At 58.0% G+C, this 21,617-nt stretch carries 21 protein-coding genes; 7 read left to right on the forward strand and 14 right to left on the reverse strand.

Annotated elements, in window-relative coordinates; translation table 11 throughout:
• Window positions 1-128: 128 nt before the first annotated feature.
• The 6 genes from JQ616_RS17425 to JQ616_RS17450 form a co-directional block, all read right to left on the reverse strand.
• Entirely contained in the window at window positions 129-1,151 is a 1,023-nt protein-coding gene (locus tag JQ616_RS17425) for a branched-chain amino acid ABC transporter permease (RefSeq protein ID WP_212016179.1), read from the reverse strand.
• A complete protein-coding gene (locus JQ616_RS17430; RefSeq protein ID WP_212016180.1) occupies window positions 1,151-2,050 on the reverse strand; it encodes a branched-chain amino acid ABC transporter permease in 900 nt (299 codons plus the stop codon). The genes JQ616_RS17425 and JQ616_RS17430 overlap by 1 nt, the downstream gene beginning before the upstream one ends.
• Before the next feature lie 5 nt (window positions 2,051-2,055).
• Window positions 2,056-2,781 (reverse strand): ABC transporter ATP-binding protein, encoded by a 726-nt coding sequence (locus tag JQ616_RS17435; protein ID WP_349630012.1) that lies wholly within the window; start codon window positions 2,779-2,781, stop codon window positions 2,056-2,058.
• Complete coding sequence (locus JQ616_RS17440) at window positions 2,778-3,494, reverse strand: ABC transporter ATP-binding protein (protein ID WP_212016181.1); 717 nt, start codon at window positions 3,492-3,494, stop codon at window positions 2,778-2,780. Before JQ616_RS17440 ends, JQ616_RS17435 begins: the two co-directional genes overlap by 4 nt.
• A gap of 11 nt (window positions 3,495-3,505) precedes the next feature.
• On the reverse strand, window positions 3,506-4,837 hold the full coding sequence (locus JQ616_RS17445) for an ABC transporter substrate-binding protein (protein ID WP_212016182.1): 1,332 nt from the start codon (window positions 4,835-4,837) through the stop codon (window positions 3,506-3,508).
• A gap of 327 nt (window positions 4,838-5,164) precedes the next feature.
• Window positions 5,165-6,523: a dicarboxylate/amino acid:cation symporter gene (locus JQ616_RS17450; RefSeq protein WP_212016183.1), complete on the reverse strand. Its 1,359-nt coding sequence runs from the start codon at window positions 6,521-6,523 to the stop codon at window positions 5,165-5,167.
• Window positions 6,524-6,714: 191 nt separating this feature from the next.
• Between JQ616_RS17450 and leuC the strand changes: the two genes are divergently transcribed.
• The 3 genes from leuC to JQ616_RS17465 are packed head-to-tail and all read left to right on the forward strand — an operon-like array spanning window position 6,715 to window position 9,675.
• A complete protein-coding gene (leuC, locus tag JQ616_RS17455; protein ID WP_212016184.1) occupies window positions 6,715-8,133 on the forward strand; it encodes a 3-isopropylmalate dehydratase large subunit in 1,419 nt (472 codons plus the stop codon).
• Between the two features lie 4 nt (window positions 8,134-8,137).
• Window positions 8,138-8,746, forward strand: a complete 609-nt coding sequence (leuD, locus tag JQ616_RS17460; protein WP_212016185.1) for a 3-isopropylmalate dehydratase small subunit — start codon at window positions 8,138-8,140, stop codon at window positions 8,744-8,746.
• Window positions 8,734-9,675: an alpha/beta fold hydrolase gene (locus JQ616_RS17465; RefSeq protein WP_249136841.1), complete on the forward strand. Its 942-nt coding sequence runs from the start codon at window positions 8,734-8,736 to the stop codon at window positions 9,673-9,675. Before leuD ends, JQ616_RS17465 begins: the two co-directional genes overlap by 13 nt.
• 12 nt (window positions 9,676-9,687) lie before the next feature.
• Here JQ616_RS17465 and JQ616_RS17470 read toward each other — a convergent pair whose 3' ends face one another.
• Window positions 9,688-10,593 carry a LysR family transcriptional regulator gene (locus tag JQ616_RS17470; protein WP_212016186.1) on the reverse strand — a complete coding sequence of 302 codons (906 nt, stop codon included), beginning with the start codon at window positions 10,591-10,593 and terminating at the stop codon, window positions 9,688-9,690.
• A gap of 179 nt (window positions 10,594-10,772) precedes the next feature.
• On the opposite strand from JQ616_RS17470, the gene JQ616_RS17475 reads away from it, so the two are divergent.
• Window positions 10,773-11,726, forward strand: a complete 954-nt coding sequence (locus tag JQ616_RS17475) for a helix-turn-helix domain-containing protein (RefSeq protein WP_212016188.1) — start codon at window positions 10,773-10,775, stop codon at window positions 11,724-11,726.
• Between the two features lie 50 nt (window positions 11,727-11,776).
• Here JQ616_RS17475 and JQ616_RS17480 read toward each other — a convergent pair whose 3' ends face one another.
• From JQ616_RS17480 to JQ616_RS17495, 4 genes are all read right to left on the reverse strand, one after another.
• The gene (locus JQ616_RS17480) at window positions 11,777-13,183 is read right to left on the reverse strand and encodes an aldehyde dehydrogenase family protein (protein ID WP_212016190.1); all 1,407 of its coding nucleotides are present in this window, start codon (window positions 13,181-13,183) and stop codon (window positions 11,777-11,779) included.
• Window positions 13,184-13,263: 80 nt separating this feature from the next.
• The gene (locus JQ616_RS17485; protein ID WP_212016191.1) at window positions 13,264-13,950 is read right to left on the reverse strand and encodes a DJ-1/PfpI family protein; all 687 of its coding nucleotides are present in this window, start codon (window positions 13,948-13,950) and stop codon (window positions 13,264-13,266) included.
• Window positions 13,951-13,986: 36 nt separating this feature from the next.
• Window positions 13,987-14,325: a DUF6616 family protein gene (locus JQ616_RS17490; protein WP_212016193.1), complete on the reverse strand. Its 339-nt coding sequence runs from the start codon at window positions 14,323-14,325 to the stop codon at window positions 13,987-13,989.
• A gap of 143 nt (window positions 14,326-14,468) precedes the next feature.
• The gene (locus JQ616_RS17495; RefSeq protein ID WP_212016195.1) at window positions 14,469-16,343 is read right to left on the reverse strand and encodes an amidohydrolase; all 1,875 of its coding nucleotides are present in this window, start codon (window positions 16,341-16,343) and stop codon (window positions 14,469-14,471) included.
• A 189-nt stretch (window positions 16,344-16,532) separates the two neighbouring features.
• On the opposite strand from JQ616_RS17495, the gene JQ616_RS17500 reads away from it, so the two are divergent.
• The 3 genes from JQ616_RS17500 to JQ616_RS17510 all read left to right on the forward strand — a co-directional run bounded on the left by JQ616_RS17500 (window position 16,533) and on the right by JQ616_RS17510 (window position 18,885).
• A complete protein-coding gene (locus JQ616_RS17500; protein ID WP_349630013.1) occupies window positions 16,533-17,582 on the forward strand; it encodes a GlxA family transcriptional regulator in 1,050 nt (349 codons plus the stop codon).
• A 205-nt stretch (window positions 17,583-17,787) separates the two neighbouring features.
• Window positions 17,788-18,174: a DUF6616 family protein gene (locus JQ616_RS17505; RefSeq protein ID WP_212016198.1), complete on the forward strand. Its 387-nt coding sequence runs from the start codon at window positions 17,788-17,790 to the stop codon at window positions 18,172-18,174.
• 18 nt (window positions 18,175-18,192) lie between these two features.
• Window positions 18,193-18,885: a DJ-1/PfpI family protein gene (locus JQ616_RS17510; RefSeq protein ID WP_212016200.1), complete on the forward strand. Its 693-nt coding sequence runs from the start codon at window positions 18,193-18,195 to the stop codon at window positions 18,883-18,885.
• Between the two features lie 87 nt (window positions 18,886-18,972).
• Here the strand turns inward: JQ616_RS17510 and JQ616_RS17515 are convergent, their stop codons facing one another.
• Genes JQ616_RS17515 through JQ616_RS17525 form a run of 3 tightly spaced genes read right to left on the reverse strand, consistent with a single transcriptional unit; the run spans window position 18,973 to window position 21,614 of the window.
• Entirely contained in the window at window positions 18,973-20,172 is a 1,200-nt protein-coding gene (locus tag JQ616_RS17515) for an NAD(P)/FAD-dependent oxidoreductase (RefSeq protein ID WP_212016202.1), read from the reverse strand.
• Window positions 20,173-20,211: 39 nt separating this feature from the next.
• Entirely contained in the window at window positions 20,212-20,562 is a 351-nt protein-coding gene (locus tag JQ616_RS17520) for a non-heme iron oxygenase ferredoxin subunit (RefSeq protein ID WP_212016204.1), read from the reverse strand.
• Window positions 20,559-21,614: an aromatic ring-hydroxylating dioxygenase subunit alpha gene (locus JQ616_RS17525; protein WP_212016206.1), complete on the reverse strand. Its 1,056-nt coding sequence runs from the start codon at window positions 21,612-21,614 to the stop codon at window positions 20,559-20,561. Before JQ616_RS17525 ends, JQ616_RS17520 begins: the two co-directional genes overlap by 4 nt.
• Window positions 21,615-21,617 lie beyond the last annotated feature (3 nt).

Below are 21,617 nucleotides of genomic sequence, written 5' to 3' on the forward strand. Positions count from 1 at the left end.
CTTATTCAGCCACCTCTATGCTTTGGCATTTCGCTTATCAATATGCGGACTCGCTCGAGCGCACACGCGGTCAAGCGGAGCACTACACAGGCGGACGACACGCTGACGGTTCAGAAGACGCTTGCCTGTTAGGACGGCTTGCCGTTGCGGCCGCCCTCTTTGGACATACGGATCCGATAGCGGACTGCGGCTAAGTCCAGACCAAGGCGACTTTCAACACTCCCCCACACCCCACGCGGAAATACGAGTGAAAATAAAATCGCTGACGCTCCCAGGCCGATTAAATACCACACTCCGAAAGGACCAAAGACCAGCTCGACAAGGAAGAATATGAGGGCTCCAAGAATTGTCCCCTCAAAGGTCGCAATGCCGCCAACCAAAACCATAAAAATCATGTAGGCGGTCCATTGAACGCCGAAGAATGTCTTGGGCTGAAATGTGATTGCCGTGGCGAGCCAGAGCACGCCAGCAGTCGCCGCACAAACCGCTGCAAACAAGAATACGGTTCGCTTGGCATTCAGTGTTTCGACGCCAAGGGATTGAGCTGCCTCCTCGTTGTCACGAATCGCTTGGATCGCGAGCCCGATCTTTCCTCTGATGAGGAATAAAAAGATTCCTAACAGCGTTAGGACCGATGCAAGGCCCGTCCAGTAGATCAAGGCTTGCCGGACTTCCGCGGAGAACGTCGCGAGCGCTATCAGCGATGTTCCGGTCTCACCCTGCACAACGCCGTCAAGATTGACGATAAAGTGGGCTAGCTCTGCGAGTATCCACATTCCAATTGCGAATTCTCCCTCACGCAATCGCAACATCAGCCACGACACCGGGACTGCAAATGCACCAACCACGGCGATCGAAGCAAGCATAGCCAAGAACACCGGCATCCCAGCGTCAGAAAGCCGAATTGTTGCATAGGCGCTGAGGCCAAAGAACAACTGCTGACCGATCGAGACGAGGCCAGCGAAGCCGGCAAGCGCGTTCCACCCGGTCGCCAGCATGATGTAGACAAACAGAGTAGTAAGGCGATCAAGCATACTCGCCGACAGCAAGAGCGGAGCCATCCCAAGCAGAACGACAAGGAAGGACGCGGCGACTCCTCCGACGATAGCCGGCGTCGTTCGACGAGTAACGAAGTAGATGGACTCCTGCATTAGCGCTTGCCAGTTAGGAATTCGAACCGAAATCTTAGATATCTTTCCATGAGGTAACCACGCAGCAACAACACCAGCAGAAAGGTGGCATGACCCGCTATCATGAACCCTTGCGAATTCACCTGGGCACCGATTGACTGTGCGACGCCCAGCAGGACGCCCCCAGCTAAAGTACCCCACAGCGACCCTACACCGCCGATCACTGCGGCTTCGAACGCGAAGACTAGTTGTGGCGCTCCTGAGTAGGGATCGAAAGTCGCCCGGATTGCGAGAAAAGCACCGGCGACGGCAGCTGTAGCAGTGGCTATCGCCGCGGCCAGCGCCGCCATCGCCCGAGGATTAACACCAGTCATTGCCACTGTATCGGGATCTTGGGCGGTCGCACGGATAGCTCGTCCCCATTGGGTGCGCGAGAGAAACACGCTGATGCTCCCAATAATGACAATGGAACATCCGAAGGTGACCACGGCAAGCTTTCCGACGTAGATATCGCCGTAGACAGGCCACGCCTCGTAGGGAAGGTCGCCGATGAATGGGGCCAATGAGCGCGTGTCTGCTCCAAACGTCTCAAAGAGCAGATTGTCAAAGACGATCGAAAGCCCGAATGTTGATAGGATCGGGACAAGGACGCCCGCACGCATACTCCGCTCAATGATCGCTCTTTGAAGAACAACTCCGACGAACGCCAACAACGGAACAACAAGAAATAGCCCGAGGAAGGGTGAGACACCGTAAACATCCGCGATCACCCACAGACAAAAGGCAGAAGAAACAGCGAGACTTCCATGAGCTAGATTGATGACCCGCATCACTCCGAACATGAATGACAGCCCGCATGCGACCATCGCATAGTACCCGCCAAGCAGCACGCCTTGCGCGACTTGATTGACCCAAACCATGTCTCCTAGTCCTCCGCCTTGTGTCGGCGAGCAACACCAAAATACGCGTCTGTGATCTGATCGCGCGTAATGTTCGCCGCTTCTGCTTGCAGTACGATCCTGCCCTCGAGCATGCAGGCCACGCGATTGGCAAGATCTAAGCTCCGACCGAGATCTTGCTCTACCAATATTAGGGTGGTTCCAGACGCCTTGAGCCGATGCAAAGCCGCATAGACCTGGTCGACCGCTGCTGGCGACAGACCAAGAGATACTTCGTCTAACATCAGAACCAAAGGGTTCGTCATCAGGGCGCGGCCAATCGCAGTGGCTTGCTGCTGCCCGCCGGAGAGCGAACGGGCCTTAACGTTTCTGATGGCCTTCAATTGCGGAAGCGCATCCATCACGGCTTCAACGTTCCATATGCCCGGCCGCCCCGCAGAGCGAGAAAGCATGAGGTTCTCCTCGACGGTCAGTTCTGCGAACAACCGGCGTCCTTCCGGCACCAGAGCGACACCTCTGCGGACTCGTTGGTAGGCGGAGAGCGCCGTAAGGTCCCGCTGCATCAAGACGATTCGACCTTGCGCGGAGGGATGAGCGCCGATGATAGATCTCAGCAGGGTGGTCTTGCCGGCACCGTTCGCTCCGACCAGGGCGAGAACTTCCCCCGATCCGACGCGCAGTGAAATTCCACGAACGGCATGGAGAAGCCCGTGGTAGGCATTCAAGTCCTCAACGATCAGTATCGGCGTCACCCAACGGCTCCTCCGAAATAGGCACTGACCACCGCTGGAGCCCGCAGCACCCCGATCGGATCGCCGTCCGCGATGACTTTGCCGCCGTCAAGACAGACGAGGCGCCTCGCGAGCCGCATAAGGATATGAACAATGTGCTCGATCCAAACGACCGCGATTCCTCTTGCGGCAAGCTCACTGATTATCGATACGAGCTCGATCGCTTCTGCGTCGGTGAGCCCTCCGCCGATCTCGTCCAACAGGAGAATAGATGGATCTGTCGCAACAGCACGGGCGAGCTCAAGGCGCTTGCGGTCCATAAGTCCAAGCGATTCAGCGCGCCTATTGGCGAGAGCCAACATGCCGCAGTCCACAAGCGCTTCAACGCTCCTTTCGTAGGCTACATCGCCACTCAAGCCAGCGCCCTGACGAGCTCCGACAAGTACGTTCTCGAAAACCGTCAGCCCGACGAATGGCTTCGGAATCTGATGCGTACGCGCGATCCCCAGCTTGCAGCGCATCGACGCCGTCTCGTGCGTTATGTCCCGACCGCCAAGCCGAACCGCGCCTTCGGTCGGCCGGTAGGTTCCCGCGAGGACATTAAGAAGAGTTGTCTTGCCCGCCCCATTCGGGCCCACGATGCCGACGATTTCACCAGCGCCGATCGCCAGATCGACGCCATCAAGAACAACGAGCGCGTCGAATTGCTTCCGGATTGACAGCGCAGAAAGCATCGGAAGATTAGTCACTTGCCGTTGAAAGGAAGGAGTTTTCCACCAATCGGAACATTTGGATCTGTTGCGTTCTCGGTGACGACCAGATCTAGCTTATACTTGCTGCCAGCTGTTGCCTTGATCCATTGGCTTCCGACCAACGGGCCCGCTGATACATTCGGTACCGGCCCCGAATTGAAGTCCACTTTGCCGGCTACGGTCGTCGTCTGGAGCGTCGAGATCGACTTCGCGACATCCGCCTTGTTGGCTGGGTCTTTGGCGGCGCGGAGGGCCTCGAAGCCGGCATCGAACACCGAGAGCGTGCCACCAAGTTGCTGGGTCCATTGCTTCCCGGTCGCCTTCTCGTAGCCATCTGCGAGCTCAGCGCCGCTGACGCGCACCAGCGGTGATTTGTACGGAAATGCCTTGTGCCAATAGGAAGCCGTTGAGAGGTTGATGCCAAGCCCTCCGAGGGCTTCGACTCCGGACGGAAACAATCCCGTCTTCGCGACCTGACATATCTTGACGGTCTTCGTATATCCCTGTTGTGCCGCTTGGCGCCAGAACGCTGCGAAGTCGGGTGGGATCGGAAACGTGTTAAATATTTCGCATTGTTCCTTCTTAAATAGCGATATCTGCGCCGAATAGTCCGTTGTGCCATCCTCATACGGACCTGGATCGACGATCTTGAATCCCTGCTTGGAGAGACGCGGCGCGAGCATGGTCCTTACGGCGTTTCCGTCGGCATCGTTCGGGTAGAGAACGCCGACTTTCATGTTTGTCTTGAGCACCTCGTCGCCCCAGAGCGACATGTACATCTTGTAGATCTCGTCGACGCCAAAGCCGAAGTGGTAACTCCACCTGAAGGGCGATGGCGCACCAGGCTTCGCCCCTCGTCCAAAATACCATGCCTCCCAAGGCATCACGGTCGACACGCAGGGTACACCGGCTGCCTCACAAGCATCGGCTACAGGATTGATTGTCTCCGGCGCTGCCGTTGCCAGCATCAAGTCGACCTTATCTGTACCAATCAGTCCCTTTGCGAGCTGACTGGCGCGGGACGGGTCCGATTGCGTATCTCGGTCGAGGATGTCGATCTGATATGTTGCCTCTCCAATCCGAAAGCCGTCTGCAAGACTGCGCCTGATCAGATCGAGAACATAGCCGTCCGTTGCTCCAAATTCTCCCAATGGCCCGGTGCGCGGACTGATGAAGCCGACCCGGAGACGACGCTCAGGCGCAGCGAACGCAACTGAAGAGCCGAGCAAAGCAACGCCTGCCGATCCGGCGATCTTAATGACTTCGCGTCGCGATAACTCGGGCCGCAGAGCCCGGCTAGCTTTCTCACAATCTTGAACGCCCATCGCCCCCTCCCCCGAATCCTCGCAAACTCCGATCTAGACAGCCTTGCCGCCGCTGCCGGTTTGTTCACGAAAAAATTCTGACAGGTATTCTACCGCCGAGGTGGACAAAGCGCCGTCTAATTCGGCCAGCCTGGGACTCGTCCGGATTTAGAGCTGAGATCCAGCAACTCCATCCTCGGTCCCCGGACGGGCGCGCCTCCGGCGACCATGTTGAGGAACACCCCGATTGTCCGGTGCAACAACAGCCGCCCCCAAAGACCGAAGTGGCACAAGGGACGCACGCACTCTGTCACTATCCCGGCGACGCAACTCGTTGCGCAGGCCGGGCTAGATCGTCACCGCGGCCTGGATCGGATGCGGCTGTGCCCCCGTGACCACCATGGCCGGCTGCGGAGCGAGGTCGGGCTCGGGTAGCGCGTCCCAGGATTCGCCATTTACTGCCAGATCACCCGATAAGACGCGCTTCATCCGTTCACGATCGAGCGCGCCTTCCCAACTTGCAACCACCACTGCCGCCACACCATTGCCGATCAGATTGGTAATTGCCCTGGCTTCCGACATGAAGCGATCCACGCCGAGCAGCAACGCAAGGCCGGCAACCGGAAGCGTGTTGGTCGAGGAAAGCGTCGCCGCCAGCGTAATAAAGCCGGCTCCGGTCACCGCAGCAGCCCCTTTGGACGTCAACAATAGCACGGCGAGCAGGCCAATTTGCTGGCCCAGAGAAAGGTCCGTGTTCGTGGCTTGCGCGATAAAAATTGCTGCCATTGTCAAGTAGATCGAGGTTCCGTCCAGGTTGAACGAATAGCCGGTCGGGACGACAAGTCCAACGACCGGCTTGGCGCACCCCATGTTCTCCAGCTTGGCCATCAGGCGCGGGAGCGCGCTCTCGGACGTCGACGTCCCAAGCACAATCAAGATTTCTTCTTTGATGTACGACAGGAAGCGCCAAAGATTGAAGCCGCTAAAATAAGCAATTGGACCCAACACGCACGCAACGAAGAACACGCACGTCAAGTACACGCTGACCATGAGTAGCGAAAGCTGATGAAGTGCGCCGATGCCGTACTTCCCGATCGTGAATGCCATCGCACCAAAGGCGCCGAGTGGCGCAAGATACATCACGAGACCGATCACCCCGAACAGGGCATGTGAGGCTTGGTCGATAATCTTGACCAGCGCGTCCCCCTTGGAGCCCATGTGGGACAGCGCGAGCCCCATCATCACGGAAAAGAAGAGAACTTGAAGAATCTCCCCCTGCGCGAAAGCACCAACGACGGTTTCCGGAACAATGTGCATCACGAAGTCAATCGTCGATAGGTGCTGCGCGCCTGTCACGTATTTCGCGACCGCTTTCATATCGAGAGTTGACGTATCAACGTTGAGGCCAGCTCCCGGCCTGACCAGGTTGACAACCACGAGACCGAGGACCAACGCAAACGTCGTCACAGCTTCGAAATAGATCAGCGCCTTGAGACCAACGCGACCAACCTCTCGTAGGTTTCCCATCTTGGCCACACCAACCACGACGGTCGAAAAAATGATCGGAGCGATCATCATCTTGATGACTTTGATGAACAGATCGCCCAACGGCTTCATCTGCTCCGCAAGATCCGGCTTCAGGTAACCGAGCCCGATTCCGATCGCAATCGCGAGCAGTACCTGCACGTAAAGCTTTCGCACTATCATGAGCGCCCCTCTCGCTGTCTTTCCTGCGACAGCATATTTCCCGCTCTCTCGGCAGGCCTACTCGACTCTAGCGAAGCTGCGTGCTGTTCTGGAAAGGCCGTTGTCCGATGATTTTATGCAAAAGTTGCATGACCACGCGGTGGCCTTGCGGCGCATCCTACGCACACCTCATTCAACCTGGACAGCGATCAATGCGCGGGACGACGCTTTACGATAAGCTCGTGGACAGCCATACGGTACGGTCTTTGAGCGAAGACGGCAGACAGCTTCTGCTCTACGTGGATCGGACGGTGCTGAACGAGTACACTAGCCCGCAAGCATTCACCGGACTTAGACAGGCAGCCAGACCGGTCTGGCGTCCACAAGCTGCGCTTGGCACGGTCGACCATGTCAATCCAACCGCATCACGTCGCACCACCGCGATGCCAGATCCCGGAGCAGCGCGTCAGACTGAATATTTCGCCGAGAATTGCGCCCATTTCGGCATTGAGCTCTTTGATGTCATGCACAAGCTGCAGGGCATTGAACATGTTGTCATGCCTGAACTCGGCCTCGTGTTACCCGGCACTGTGATCGCGGCAGGCGACAGCCACACCACCACCTACGGAGCCTTTGGCGCCTTGGGATTTGGTATCGGAACGTCTGACATCGAGCACTATCTGGCAACACAGACCCTGATCTACAAACGACTCAAGCCAATGCGCGTTTCTGTCGATGGTGACCTTGCAGCGGGCGTTACGGCCAAAGATCTCGTCATGGCGCTGATTCGTATGATTGGAGCCGACGGTGCGACGGGCTATGCTCTGGAGTTCGCTGGTTCAACGATCGCTCAATTGAGCATCGAAGGCCGAATGACGATTTGCAACATGGCCGTCGAATGCGGAGCGCGCGGAGCGCTTATTGCTCCGGATGAAACCGTGCTGGAATATCTTGCCAGTCGGCCGCGGGCCCCTAAGGGTGGCCTGTGGAGCCGTGCCGTCGACAGCTGGCAATCCTTGCGAAGCGATCCCGATGCCGTCTTCGGCCGCGAGGTGGCTATGGCCGCGGCCTTAATCGAGCCAATGGTGACATGGGGAACCAGCCCCGACCAGGCAGCTCCGATCAATGACCTGGTACCGGATCCCGGCCAGGAAAGCGATCAGGGCCGTCGCCGCGATATGGAGCGCGCGCTCTCCTATATGGGATTGACGCCGGGCACACGGCTTACCGACATCACCATTCAACGTGCGTTCATCGGGTCGTGTACGAATGCACGGATCGAAGACCTGAGATCCGCCGCCGCCGTTGCGCGCGGGAGACGGGTCGCCGCCGGCGTAAGAGCTATGGTCGTTCCCGGCTCCAGTAGTGTACGACGCCAGGCAGAAGCCGAAGGGCTCGATCGGGTCTTTCTGGATGCTGGCTTCGAATGGCGCCAACCTGGATGTTCGATGTGTTTGGCCATGAACGACGACGTCCTCCATCCTGGAGAACGATGCGCTTCGAGCACAAACCGAAACTTTGAGGGACGTCAGGGGGCCGCCGGGCGGACCCATCTAATGAGCCCCGCAATGGTCGCTGCAGCCGCAATCAACGGACACCTGACCGATCCTCGCAGCCGTGCAGGAGTGTAGTAGGATGGAACAGTTTGGGATCGTCGAAGGCATCGCGGCGCCGATGCCTGCAGCTAACGTCGATACCGACGTGATTATGCCAAAGCAATTCCTCAAAGGGATTGACCGCAGCGGATTAGGAGACGGAACCTTCCATGGCCTGCGCTTCGGTCCCAACGGCGAAGAACGAGCCGAATTCGTCCTCAACCGTCCGGAGTGGCGAACTGCGTCGTTTCTAGTCGTGGGACCCAACTTCGGTTGCGGCTCGAGCCGCGAACACGCCGTTTGGGGCCTGCGTCAACTCGGGATTCGCGCCTTGCTGGGCACCAGCTTTGCCGGGATATTCTTTGACAATTGTGCACGCAATGGCCTTCTTGCACTGACATTGGACCATGACGCCGTTCGAAGCCTGACGGACTTGGCCTCCGATCCAGCAACGGCAAAGTTGACAGTGGACCTTCCGCGACAGTCGATCACCGCCGTGAACGGCAAACGGTTCGCATTCGACATCGAGCCGGCCCGCAAGGAAGCTCTCGAACTCGGACTTGATGGCGTTGCGACGACCTTGCGTTTTCGCGACGATATCTTGGCCTTCGAACGAGACTATTTGGAGCAATCTCCATGGCTCATGTAAGCTCGCCGGAGAGCCTTCGTCGCAAGCCGCTGGGAATGTCTCCGTTCATAGCCGGCTTTGAGTTATCCGACATTCAATTGGAGAATGGCATCAAGCTCCGTGTCGCGATCGGCGGTCACGGTCCACCGCTCTTGCTCCTACACGGTCATCCACAAACACACGTTACTTGGCGGAAAGTAGCCCCCGATCTCGCAAAGCGGTTCACGGTTATTGCTCCTGACCTGCGAGGTTATGGAGACAGTAGTAAGCCGCCCGGCGACGATGATCATGTCACCTACTCCAAACGTGAGATGGCAAGCGACTTTATCCTTTTGATGCGTGCGCTGAACCATCATCATTTCGCTGTGGTTGGGCATGATCGAGGCGGCCGAGTCGCGCACAGGATGGCGTTGGACCATCCCAACGCAGTCTCGCGCATTGCCGTTTTGGACATAGCACCGACCGCGACCATGTACGCCATGACCAACAAGGAGTTCGCCACCCGCTACTTCTGGTGGTTCTTTCTCATTCAACCTGCCCCTCTCCCGGAACGATTGATCGCCGCTGATCCAGAATTTTTCCTGCGCAAGCACATTGACGGCCAGAACAAATCGGCGGATGCGACTGAACCGAACATCTTCGCCGAGTATCTGCGCTGCTACTCTGATCCGGCAACACGACACGCAATCTGCGAAGACTACCGCGCGGCCGCCAGCATCGACCTGAAGCACGATGCAGATGATGCTCACGTTCGGATCAGCGTTCCTCTTCTGGCCCTTTGGGGCGCTCGCAGCACTGTCGGCTCGCTATATGATGTGATCGCAACCTGGAAAGAAAAGGCTTCGAGCGTTGCGGGGCGCGGCCTCGATTGCGGCCACACGTTGCAGGAGGAGCTACCGAGCCGGACCACTGAGGAGCTCCTCGGCTTCTTGCTCGCGGATCAAACGTAACCGCCGAACGCTTCACTTTGCACGGCGTCGCTTAATGGTCGCATGCTTGCGTGCCACCATCCAAAACGCCTCCGCCGTGGCAGTCTGACGAGCCTTCGGCCGAAACAGCCGAATCTCCATTTGTACTTGGTCCGCTGTACTTCCGATTTTGACCAACGAACCAGTCCTCAAATCCATCTCTATGAGGCTCAGGGGAGACCAAGCAATCCCCCGGCCCTCACGAGCCATCGCCACGATAATGCTGGCGAGATGCGATGAGAAAATCGGCTGTTCTGGCAGCTTCCTTCCGATCGCCGTCCAGGCCGCGTGCAGAATGCGACCCATACCTGACTCCGACGTGTAACCGAGGAAGGGCCCAGCCCTTAGATCAGTGTGGCGGTAAGCGGGAGCCGCCACTGGGACCAGAATATCGCAACCCAGCTCGATCGATATAAAGGCGTCCGCCGCCAACCGGTTGCTGGCGGCGGGATGATGATGACACAAGAGAAAGTGGGCTCGCCCGTCGAGCATAATCTTCTCGCAGGCTATCATGTTGTCCGCAGTCAACTGAACGGTCGACGATGTGGGCGCGGCAGCTTCAATTTGACGAAGCCAGGCCGGAAAGAACGTCAGAGATAGCGCATGCGTGGACGCAAATTTCAGGGTGTCCAGTCCTGCTTGCGCCGCCGCCACGGCTTCGTGCCGGCCTGCGTGCAGTCTCCTCAGAAGATCCTCCGCGACTGGACGAAAACGCTCGCCCGCCATGGTCAGGCGCACAGAGTGCGTGTTCCGATCAAACAGCGGAGCGCCGACCCAAGCCTCTAAGCTTTGAATCCGGCGGCTGAATGCGGGTTGACTGACATTCCGCCGATCCGCCGCACGGGAGAAGCCTCCCTCATCGAGAACGGCCAGGAAGTCTTCCAGAAGGATCGTGTCCATGGCGACATTATTGCACGTCGAAGAAAAAGAAACACCGCTCCGACATGAAAATCGGCCGCGCTATCGCTCGCACTCCACTCCCCGAAACGTGATATGTCGTGGTGGAGGGCGTACCGAGCCTCACCTTGGCACTCGCCTAGCCAGGTGGCATGCTCGCCCCGTCACCAATGGCCGCCGCTATGACGACAATAGAAACCGTTACAACCGAACATCTCCCAGAGCCTGTGAAGGCTCGCTTTTGGCGCGAAGCCGTCTGTGACGCGCTCGTAGAACTCGATGTCAGCGACGTTTCGGACTCCGATTTCGACGCCAAGTTATCGTTGCTCCGGGCCGGAGACGCGGCCATGTGCGAGATCTCGTCGACCAGGCAGCACGTCGCCCGAACTCGCCGTCACATCGGGCGGAAGACCGCGGCCTACTTTCACCTGCCCTGTCAAATCGACGGCACGTCCTATCTCCAGCAGTGCGGGCGCACTTTTGTGCTGGCGCCTGGTGATTTCGCCGTCTTCGACAGCACCGAACCATATGAGCTCGCGTTTTCCGGGTCATTTCGCCAGTTGGTCGTACAAGTTCCGAAAGACTGGCTTCGCCAAGAATTGGCGATGCGAGGGTTCGTCGGAGGTTTGCGGCTGGACGGTCGGAATCCTCTGACACGTCTTGCGTTTCGGTACCTCCGCAATCTTTTTGACGAGTCGCCGGCAATAGATCACGACCTACACGCTGTATTGCTCCGCCAAAGCATGGATCTCATATCTACCGCGGCGAATGCTGCAATCACCGAGCACTTTGGCTCTGCATCTCCCAGCAGGCGCGCACTGACAGCGCGCATTCAACGCCATATGGACGATCAATTGACCAACCCTCATCTCAGCTTGGATGAGATCGCAAGAGTGTTTGCCATCAGCAAACGGACGCTTCACGAGGTGTTTGCTGCCTTCGGGACCACCCCTCAGCGTTGGATTTTGGAGCGGCGCCTCGCGCGTTGCCGTAGCGACCTTCGAAACCCTGCATTCGCGAGCAGCTCAATCATGGAGATAGCGCTCCGTTGGGGATTCAACAGTCCCGCACACTTCGCCAGGAGCTATCGGGAGCACTTCCGTCTGCCACCCAGTCTCGACCGCAAACCGATCTAACCCCCTGCTCGCATCGTGAGATGCGAACAGGGGTCGAGGACTGCCGAAATCTAAGAGAACACGCTCTGGATTGTCGTGAACTCCTTCAAGCCATCTACGCCGAACTCTACGCCAAACCCCGACTGCTTAACCCCGCCGAATGGTGCGTTCGGCTGAATCATTCCGTGCTTGTTGATCCAGACCGATCCGCACTGCAACCTCGCGGCGAGGACTCGCGCTTTGTCGATATCTTTCGACCAGATCGAACCGCCCAGGCCGGTCGGATTGTCGTTCGCCTTCGTAATGACCGCGTTCTCGTCGCGATACCGAATGATCGGAAGTGCCGGGCCAAACTGTTCCTCGTCGACTAGCGGGCTCCCGTGATCTATGTCGGCAACTAAGGTAACCGGATAGAAGAACCCGGGTCCGTCGAGCGGCTTCCCGCCAACCAAAATCCGAGCTCCTCGGCCACGGGCATCATCGACCAGCTCGCGGACCTTCTTGAACTGCATCTCGTTCTGGAGAGGGCCGAGGACCGTCGCCTCCGACAACCCATCGCCCATTACAATCTTGCGCGAGTACTCGACCAACGCGTCGCAGACCGGCTCGTAGATGCTGTCGTGGACATAAAGCCGTTTCAAGGCGGCGCACGTTTGGCCGCTATTGATGAACGCACCCCAGAAGAGACCTTCTGCAATCGACGCTGGATCAGCGTCGGGCAATACGATGCCGGCGTCATTTCCGCCAAGTTCGAGCGTCAGCCGTTTCAAGGTCTCGGCCGAGGTCGCCATAATTCTTTTGCCGGTCGCAATCGACCCTGTAAATGTCACCTTCGAAATTCCGGGATGCGAGGACATTGCTGTACCGATTTCGCCAGCTCCGGTGACCAAGTTAACAACACCTCTAGGCAATACCTCGTTCATCAACTGAACAAGTCGGATCGTTGACAGCGGCGTCAGCGGAGACGGCTTGATGACAACGGTGTTGCCGGCTCGAATAGCCGGAATCACGTGCCAGCAGGCAATCATCACCGGCCAGTTCCAAGGTGTAATCGATCCCACCACGCCGATTGGTCGGCGATGAACCTCTACCCGCCCCTCGCCGTTGTCCTGCACGACCTCGACCGGTAACGTCAGTTCGGCTGTCACGCGCGTCCACGCCTGCGCGCCTTCGAGCTCGAACCGTGCACCGAGGCCATTGAGCGGCTTGCCTTGCTCGAGCGTTAGCAGGCGCGCGAGCGACTCGGCGTTGTCTGCGATGCGATCGGCGATAGCCCGACAGTAGGCTTGACGCTCCTTGTCGCCAGTATCTTTCCACGAGACGAATGCAGCGGCAGCAGCGGCAACAGCTCGGTCGAGGTGGGCAGTGGTCGCAACAGGCGCGTGACCGACAATATCGCCGTTCGCCGGATTGCGAACCGGCTGGTGGTTATCGACCTGAATTTGTTGACCGTCTATGATCAATGGCAAGCTTTCCATATTCCCCCTCATTCATCCATTCAGTTTTTGATGTTCGCTGTGGTATCAGTCTGCCGACACGAGCGATTGCGCCAGCCAATCTACGAAGCTTTAGCAAGTCGGCGGCGCGCAGCTTCGACGACAACGTCGTTCGGCATCTCGTTGACAAGAATTGCGTTTGCCGCGGCCAACGTCTCCGGCGGCGCCAGTTCAGGGCGACCACAACCGTAAGGCGGCTTTGGTGCGTACTCCATCGTGAGCTCGACCAGGCGGCCGACCTCATCGCCGAACCAAGTTCCGACCATGCTGATCCCAAAGTCGACGCCCGCCGTCATGCCTCCGCCGGTCGCGCGATTACGATCGATGACCACCCGATCGTCGACCGGAATTGCCCCGAACTCACTCAAATAGTTTCGCGAGTACCAGTAGCACCCTGCGCGGTACCCACGAAGAAGCCCTGCCGCGCCGAGTATCAGCGAGCCGTTGCAGACACTCGCGATCCAGCCTGCCCGCTCGCCGACGCGAGCGACAAAATCCAAAGTCTCGTCGTCCTTCAAGACATTGAAGGCTCCGCTCGGTCCACCCGGTACGATAAAGACGTCCGGCGCCCCCTCGATATCCGCAAAACTCTTATCCGCAACTATCGATGTCCCGAAGTCCACTTTAACTGGTCCTGCCCTGCGAGCCACCGTTTCAATAGTTACGCCGGGAACCAATCCGAAGCATTGTGCGGGCCCGACAAAGTCGATCAGCGTGAAGCCGGGATAGAGTAGAGCGAGGATTTTCATTGGAGCAGGAACCGAGCTAGAGCAATCGCCAAGGGGTCAGAGCGTAACAAGCGCCCGAAGCAGATCGGGGGGAGCCGAGGCCGGACCACCAGCATTGACCTGGTCAAAGTAGTCGTACCAGCCGGACTCCTGAATCGCAGCCTCGAGCGCTGCAACCTTGTCGGCGCCGCTCAAGCGATACAGACCGAAATAATCGTACGACGCCCGCTTTGCGGTCTCCTTGCTATTCTCTCCCCATCCCAAGATCTCAATGCCGCCTTGAGCCATGAGGGCCTCGATTTGCGGACCCAGGGACGCAACGTATTGCGCACGCTTTTCCGTGGTCAGCGACAGCCATGCCTTGTTAGCACGCCAGAATTCGACATAGAGAAACATGGGACCTCACCTGATGTTATTGCCCGACGAACGGTTCGCGGACTTCGACACTGTATTGAGCGATCACTGGATGTCTTGACCATGAGCGCGGTGACAATTGACCGAGAGCGCGGTGCGGACAAAGTCCTGTCACTACGCATCGATCACATCGATCGATAAGCGATCTCGCCATCGATCATCGTGAGCACGCTGGTCGTTGCGGGCAGCGTGTCGGGCGATACCGAGAAGATATCTTGGGAGAGGACCGCCAGATCTGCCGCGTAACCGGGTGCTATTTTTCCCTTCAGATCGCCGGCCCCTTCGGCACACGCCCCTCCGTACGTATAAGCGATCACGGCTTCCTCCATCGAGACCGCCTCGGATGGCCGGCAAGGATGCGTCACAGCGGCCAACAATCCCAGAAACGGATTCAAGGGGCCGTCAGATCCAATCGCCATAGGGATCCCTTCTTCAAAAAGCGTCCGAAACACGAACTGCTTCTGCTTTTCGCCATATCTTTCGCGAAGAATGTCCGCGAAGAAGAAGTGGGTTGGGTTTTGAACGATCGTGATACCGGCGGCCTTTACTCGCGGCAGCAACTTAGGGGTAATTCCGTCTCCGTGCTCCAGCCGAAGCCCGCGCGAGCTCCAATCCACGGTGGAGAATCCTTCGACGGCATCCATCATCGTCTCGATTGCAGCGGTTCCTACCGCATGCAGGAGCAGCTTGTCGTCGAGTTCAAGGCTCTCGCGAAGCATCTCCTTTACTTCACTTGCAGAGAAATTCTCCTTCCCTTCAGTCGACGGATCATCGGCATAAGGGTGACCAAGCGCAGCTGCACGTTCGATCGGAGTACCATCGAGAATCCACTTTGTGCCGCTAATGCTCACGCGCGGCCCTATACTTGAGGGCAGGCTGCGCCCTTCGCCCACAAGGCGCCGGCCAGCCTCGGAAGGTGGAAAGCGAATAAGGCGAATTTTGATGGGCGGATCCGCCAACTCGAGCATCGATGCGTATCGATCCGCGGGTGTCCACGACATGTTCTGAATGGTGGTGATTCCAAAGTTCAGACAGTCAGTCGAGAGACGACGAATGCTCTCGGCTCCCTCCTCAATCGTCGTCATCGACGCAAATGATCGTTGGGGGGCCCACTGGGCGTACTCGTTGATTCGGCCCGAGACGCGATTCGAGCCAGGACTACGCTCGAAGAACCCACCGATCGGATCCGGCTCATCCTCGTCAACGCCAAGACGTTTGAGAGCGATCGAATTGAGCACGTTGGTATGATTGGTAAGCCCCAAGAGCAACACCGGGTGCAGGGGCGCAATTTTATCGAGGAAGTATCGGTCCAGAGCCGGCTCATTAATGAGCCTCTCGCCCATCTCACCGAATATCCAAGTCCCCGGCGGCGAGGATTCGACAGCTTCTGAAATTAACGATGCATAATGGTCGAGATCCCTATTGTGAAACCCATCAACAGGTAGACGGATCCCTGTCGGGTCTGGCGTGTGATGTAGGTGGGCGTCATTGAAGCCTGGGATGACCGTCCGTCCCGCTAGTTCGATAATTTCCGTATCGGTGCTGCATAGCGACAGAATCGCCTCGTTGGTCCCTACCGCCGCAATCTTGTTGTCGGCTATCGCGGCCGCCTGACACCAGAGATTGCTCCTATCGGCAGTGAACACCTTTCCGCCCACCAGCGCAGTTGAAACCTTTCGGGCGTCGCTTGGCCGCTTTGACGAGGTCGCTTTCCGCCTCGTCCCCGATGGCCGCGTTGACCCAAGCGCCTCGAGTAACGGGTCGGCAGCCCCTCGCTTTTCACTGAGCGCATAGGCCTGAAATCCCTCTACACCACAGGTCCAATGGAACGGCTGCGTGAGCTGAATTGGCACCTTCCAGGGCCGATCCCCTGAGGTCGTCCGGGCAAACTCGACCAAGAGTTCCAGAAAGCGATCCGGTCTCGGATGGCAACTGCATCCAACCGAGCAACCACGGAACGATAAACGGCGGGCTCTCGAATACTCCTGCTTGTCGATCACTTCTTGGCCCCTCGAGCTAACGATTCACTGAAAGTCTATGCCGCCCGTGCCGCTCCGGAACGGACAACTAGCCTTCAAAATCGGCCATCTTCGAAACCGCGTGAGCTACCGCGCCTACTTCGTATTGACTACGATCCGCCGCTAGGATCACTTTCGCCTGTTCGGGCCAATATGGTTGCGTCGGCTGGAGTGGCACCGGACAACGAACACATTGTTGCCGTCAATATGCCAAGACATATTGGACTCCTCGTCGGCTCGTCCTTCGATCTTCTCGATTTGAGCGGGCCGCTGGAAACTTTCTTCCTGGCGAATGACGTAGCTCCCGACAGCTACCGCTTCACGATTATGTCCCAACGCGGCGGATTGACTCAGGCTGCTTCGGGCCTTCCAATCATGACTGAGCCGCTAGCTTCCGGCGGCTTCGATACTCTTATCGTCGTTGGCGGGAGATCGACGATCGACGCTCCGTCGGTTGACGACGTAAGGTATATCAGGAGCGCGAGCGGCTCGTCGCGCCGCATCGCGAGCGTATGCGTCGGCGCCTTTACACTTGCGGCCACCGGTCTGCTGGATGGACGGGTGGCGACCACGCACTGGGGCTCGGCGGCCAGGCTTCAGACGCTCTATCCGAAGATCCGCGTCGACGGAGACAGAATATTCACGAGCGATCGTGGCATATGGACTTCGGCTGGGGTGACCGCAGGGATAGATATGTCACTTGCTATGATTGAAGATGATCTCGGAAGAGAGGCCGCCCGAACGATTGCGCGTCTCCTTGTGATGTATCATCGACGCGGCGGAGGTCAGCTCCAGTACTCTTCCCTCCTCGAACACGACGCTGATACGGATAGGATCCGACGTGTCTTGTCATACATACGCGAGCATTTGGACTCTACATTGTCGGTAGAGGTTCTGGCGCGCGTCGCAAATCTTAGTGTACGGCAATTCGGACGGAGCTTCTCTGCCGCCACAGGGACAACAGCCGCAAGAGCCGTCGAACGAATTCGGGTGGAAGCAGCTCGCCTGCGAGTCGAAGATGGTCGCGAGACGCTCGAAACGATTGCCAGGTCGGTCGGCTTCTTGGACGCAGGCCGGATGCGGCAGAGCTTCATCCGGGCTTCAGGTGAGACCCCGCAGAGCGTAAGACGCCTAGCACGAGACAAAAAGAACGGCGCGCGGCATTCTTCCGACAAAGGCGACGATGCGGGGTTCGTTAACAACACGCCCCGCAGACAATGAATGCGAAGCAGTCGTTTACGATCGCAGACACCCTGAATCGCGTAGGATGTCCGAATTAGCGCGAATTATGCCCTTTACGCCACAGTGAGCGGGGCCGATGCTGCAACCGCAATTCGGTTCGGCTAGGAAACGCGCTCGGGCGCGGCCGCCGGATCGATCCATGTTCGGTCAGCGGCGATCAAAGGCCGCGAAATGTGGGATACCAATGACATTCATGTACGTAGAGCTATTCAACTACAGAGACGCTTGGCGAAATGAAGGACCTGAGAAGCGGACGGCATTTCTCGAATGGGTCTCTGCCCAATCGTCGTCTCTTCCAGACGAAAAATTCGAGGTCGTCGGGTTTGGCATGAACGATCCAGAGACCGACAAACGCGCTCCGTACGACTTCTTTTGTGTCTTCAAGTTCGCGGACCAGGAAAGCCTGGATATGACGTTTGCGGCAATCGCGGCATCCGACTGGTATCGGTACTTCGACCAGGTCAATTTGTCTGGTCCGATACGGCAGCCGGCCGAAATGCATCTTATCTGGCAAACGTTGGGTGAGCCTAACCAAAACCAAGCGTCCGGCCAAAGTGGGAAGTGCTCTTAGCTGGGAAAGGAACGAACAATGAAGATCGCCTGCTTTCTTTATCCTGACTTTACCACGATCGATCTCGTCGGCCCGCTCAGTCCCTGGAGTCACATACCGGGTGTAGAGCTGGAGTTCGTCGCGGCAAACAAAGGGCCGATGGCTACCGACTCGAGACTAAGCGTCCTCGCGACACATAGCTTGGATAGTTTTACGCCTAATCCCGATGTGATCTTTGTACCCGGAGCTGGCCGCCCCACATTCGATGCAATGCAGAACGATGCATTTCTCGACGCAATCGCGCGGGCTGGCGCACAGGCAAAATGGATCACCAGCGTTTGCACAGGGTCGCTGATCTTGGGCGCAGCCGGGCTGCTTGAAGGCTATCGCGCTGCCTGTCACTGGTACGCACGCCCCTACCTCGAGAAATTCGGCGCAATTCCCGACGACCGACGCGTGGTTATCGATCGAAATCGAGCAAGCGGCGGCGGCGTAACCGCAGGTATTGATTTTGGCCTGAGGATGGCGGCGGAATGGGTCGGTGAGGATACTGCACGTCTAATAGAACTGATTATGGAATACGCTCCAGAACCTCCCTTCAATACCGGTCGCCCAGAGCTTGTCGACGCGCAGACTCTCTCGATCGCCAAACAGATGGCAGCTCAAATTATGCCAGAGGAGCTTGCAACCATAGCCGCCAAACGAAGAGGTCTACTGCATCTGGGCGCCTGACGGGGGCGCTTGGGTCTACAGCCAACTTGGGGCGACGACGGAGGCCAGCGTCCTCCCGCGTTCCGGTGCCTCGTCTGGCATCTTCGATTAGCCACAGGTCGACGGCGTCTTGGTCTGCTGCTCGCAGATCGGTATGCTGACAAGCCGCCGAAGACGCGAGATCGCTCGGCCGTCATTGATTGCGAACGCAGCGACAACCTTCCCAGCTGCATCCAAACCCATCGCGCACAAGCGCTGCGCATTATGATCGCCATCGAGCCGATACTCGATAGCAAGATCCGGAAAGCCCAATATCTGTAGGTTTGTATCGAACTGGTCTGACCAAGCCCACGGCAGCTCGTTATACTGGGCAACCATGCCGAGCATGGTTTGGGCTGCGACGCGCGGCTGTTCCGATGCGGTTTTCCACGATTCGACGCGTCGCAGGCCTGCGTAGCCGGCGATAGGATGTCGCGTTACTTCGCCCGCAGCAAATATTTCGGGCCTCGAGGTGCGACAGCTGCCATCAACGACAATGCCGTCGTCGCACTTGAGACCTGCGGCAGCAGCAAGTTCAACGTTGGGGACGATGCCGGTTCCGGCCACGATGATATCGGCCCAATGGATATCACCACACGCCAATTCGACGCCAACTCGGCGGCCATCCGACAGGCAACGTCGAATCACTGCACTCGTGACGATCGTACTGCCGTGCGATTCGTGCACATGCTGGATGAACTTGGCGACCTGAGCCGGCGCCACACGGCCGAGAATATGCTCGCCGGCTTCGAAGATCTTGATGCGGCAGCCGCGCATGGCTGCGGCTGCCGCGACCTCTAAACCGATAAAGCCGCCGCCTATGATGATCAACTCCTTCTTGGTGGTGATCTCATCACGCAATCTGATCGCATCAATGCGTCGTCGGAGATAACGAATAGGCACATCATTGGCGACGGCTTGCGGCAGCACGCGCGGACGCGATCCCGTTGTGAGCAACAACAGATCGTAAGGCACGCTCATGCCGTCTGCGCACCGTACAGATCGATCATCGGGGTGGAGCTTGGTGACGGCTATGCCACAATGAAAGTCGATGTCCGCCGCCGCTAACGCGGCGCCATCCGTCAGATAACGCGGCGTATCGTTGCCGAGAAGCACTCTCTTCGACAATGGCGGCCTGTCGTACGGAAGCTCTGGCTCGTCTCCGAACAGGTGTATCTCGGCTCTCGGCGTCAGGCGGCGCAGCTCAGTCGCCGCGCGCCAGCCCGCAAGGCCCGCCCCGACGATGACCAAACGCTGCCGCTCACTCATTTCGACAATCGCCGGGCAGCGGCGTCCATCACGCGCCGATCAATCGCGCGGATCGACATAGACTTGTCCGTTTTCGACCTTGACGCGCACCGCCCTTGCATCGCGCTCCGCCGGACCGGACACTTTCCGACCCGTCTTGATATCAAAGCAAGCCTGATGCAGCGGACACTCGACCAAGCCATCTTCGACGAAGCCGCCGGTCAACAGCGCAAATTCATGGGGACAGATGTTGTCGAGCGCATAGATCTCGCCGTCGATCTTGAACAACCCAATGTGACGGTCATCTAGTACTATGGCGTGCCCTTCGTCCTCACTGACCGCGGCTACAGCACAGGCATGCAGCCAGCCGTCGGCCTCATGCTGCGGCCGCTTTCTCGTCTCGCCGCTCATTCCGCAGCCTCCGATACGGCCGACCCACTCTCTTCAGCAAGCCGTCGTGCAATAATTAGGTTGGCCTGAATACTGCCAACATCACTGTTGATGTCAAAGAGCTCGCGTTCCGGTGCCAGGCGGCGTCGATTGTATTGGCCTTCCATGAACGCAATATCCTCGGCGAACGTGACATTGAAGTCCCGAAAGACGCTTTCGATCACCTCAGGACGGTCAATGCCGTGGACATGCGAAGCCGACCAGAAATAGTGCGTTTTGTGCTCGGTTTCCGGCGTGATTCCGTTGAAGACAATTTTGCGCAGATTGAAGGCATCGTCCGGCACCTCCGCATCCGGACCAAGCTTGCCCGCTTCGGTCATACCGCTGTCGATAACGACAAATCCCGGCCTGAACTCGATGATTTGATAGCGATCGACCTTGCCCTTGAAGCCGCCGTTCAAGATGTGAAACGGACCGGGATCGGTGGCTCGCATGATCCGGATGACCTTGACATGGTCCTTACCACGCTTGGTTTTGAGTTCAGCCGCCGAGTGATCGTTTGGATCGCCGCCGAGGGTGCGTTTGTGGACGTAGCCGACATGTGACAGATCGAGCAGATTGTCGGAGATCAGCACATGATTTGCTTCGACCAGGGTCAAGCCCGGCTTGTGGGCGAAATGAGGATCCACATGCCAGGCCATCCGTGACGGCGCCTCGTCGCTTTCACGGGCGTGGTCACCCATCCAGATCCAGACCAGCCGGTCCTGCTCTTGCAGAGGATAGGCGCGAACACAAGCACGCTCCGGAATCTTGCCCTGACCTGGAATCTTGACGCAACGGCCCTTCCGGTCAAACTCCAGTCCATGATAGCCGCACTGCACGACATCGCCCTTGAGCTGACCAAGGCTGAGAGGTGCCGCGCGATGGCAACACCGGTCCTCCAGCGCAACAACCGCGCCGGTCGTGTCACGATAGAACAGGATCGGCTCGTCACAGATTACACGGCCAAACAGCTTACCCGGAACGATCTCGTGGCTCCAGGCACCGATATACCAATTGTTGCGTATGAACATGCG

It is taken from the genome of Bradyrhizobium tropiciagri (assembly GCF_018130545.1).
In the GTDB taxonomy this organism is placed as follows: Bacteria; Pseudomonadota; Alphaproteobacteria; order Rhizobiales; family Xanthobacteraceae; genus Bradyrhizobium; species Bradyrhizobium tropiciagri_A.

What these genes read in the sequence shown, in the direction of transcription:
- JQ616_RS17425 (WP_212016179.1), bottom strand. Translation starts at nt 1,151, where the DNA reads ATGCAGGAGTCCATCTACTTCGTTACTCGTCGAACGACGCCGGCTATC.
- JQ616_RS17430 (WP_212016180.1), bottom strand. Translation starts at nt 2,050, where the DNA reads ATGGTTTGGGTCAATCAAGTCGCGCAAGGCGTGCTGCTTGGCGGGTAC.
- JQ616_RS17440 (WP_212016181.1), bottom strand. Translation starts at nt 3,494, where the DNA reads ATGCTTTCTGCGCTGTCAATCCGGAAGCAATTCGACGCGCTCGTTGTT.
- JQ616_RS17445 (WP_212016182.1), bottom strand. Translation starts at nt 4,837, where the DNA reads ATGGGCGTTCAAGATTGTGAGAAAGCTAGCCGGGCTCTGCGGCCCGAG.
- JQ616_RS17450 (WP_212016183.1), bottom strand. Translation starts at nt 6,523, where the DNA reads ATGATAGTGCGAAAGCTTTACGTGCAGGTACTGCTCGCGATTGCGATC.
- leuC (WP_212016184.1), top strand. Translation starts at nt 6,715, where the DNA reads ATGCGCGGGACGACGCTTTACGATAAGCTCGTGGACAGCCATACGGTA.
- leuD (WP_212016185.1), top strand. Translation starts at nt 8,138, where the DNA reads ATGGAACAGTTTGGGATCGTCGAAGGCATCGCGGCGCCGATGCCTGCA.
- JQ616_RS17465 (WP_249136841.1), top strand. Translation starts at nt 8,734, where the DNA reads ATGGCTCATGTAAGCTCGCCGGAGAGCCTTCGTCGCAAGCCGCTGGGA.
- JQ616_RS17470 (WP_212016186.1), bottom strand. Translation starts at nt 10,593, where the DNA reads ATGGACACGATCCTTCTGGAAGACTTCCTGGCCGTTCTCGATGAGGGA.
- JQ616_RS17475 (WP_212016188.1), top strand. Translation starts at nt 10,773, where the DNA reads ATGACGACAATAGAAACCGTTACAACCGAACATCTCCCAGAGCCTGTG.
- JQ616_RS17480 (WP_212016190.1), bottom strand. Translation starts at nt 13,183, where the DNA reads ATGGAAAGCTTGCCATTGATCATAGACGGTCAACAAATTCAGGTCGAT.
- JQ616_RS17485 (WP_212016191.1), bottom strand. Translation starts at nt 13,950, where the DNA reads ATGAAAATCCTCGCTCTACTCTATCCCGGCTTCACGCTGATCGACTTT.
- JQ616_RS17490 (WP_212016193.1), bottom strand. Translation starts at nt 14,325, where the DNA reads ATGTTTCTCTATGTCGAATTCTGGCGTGCTAACAAGGCATGGCTGTCG.
- JQ616_RS17505 (WP_212016198.1), top strand. Translation starts at nt 17,788, where the DNA reads ATGACATTCATGTACGTAGAGCTATTCAACTACAGAGACGCTTGGCGA.
- JQ616_RS17510 (WP_212016200.1), top strand. Translation starts at nt 18,193, where the DNA reads ATGAAGATCGCCTGCTTTCTTTATCCTGACTTTACCACGATCGATCTC.
- JQ616_RS17515 (WP_212016202.1), bottom strand. Translation starts at nt 20,172, where the DNA reads ATGAGTGAGCGGCAGCGTTTGGTCATCGTCGGGGCGGGCCTTGCGGGC.
- JQ616_RS17520 (WP_212016204.1), bottom strand. Translation starts at nt 20,562, where the DNA reads ATGAGCGGCGAGACGAGAAAGCGGCCGCAGCATGAGGCCGACGGCTGG.
- JQ616_RS17525 (WP_212016206.1), bottom strand. Translation starts at nt 21,614, where the DNA reads ATGTTCATACGCAACAATTGGTATATCGGTGCCTGGAGCCACGAGATC.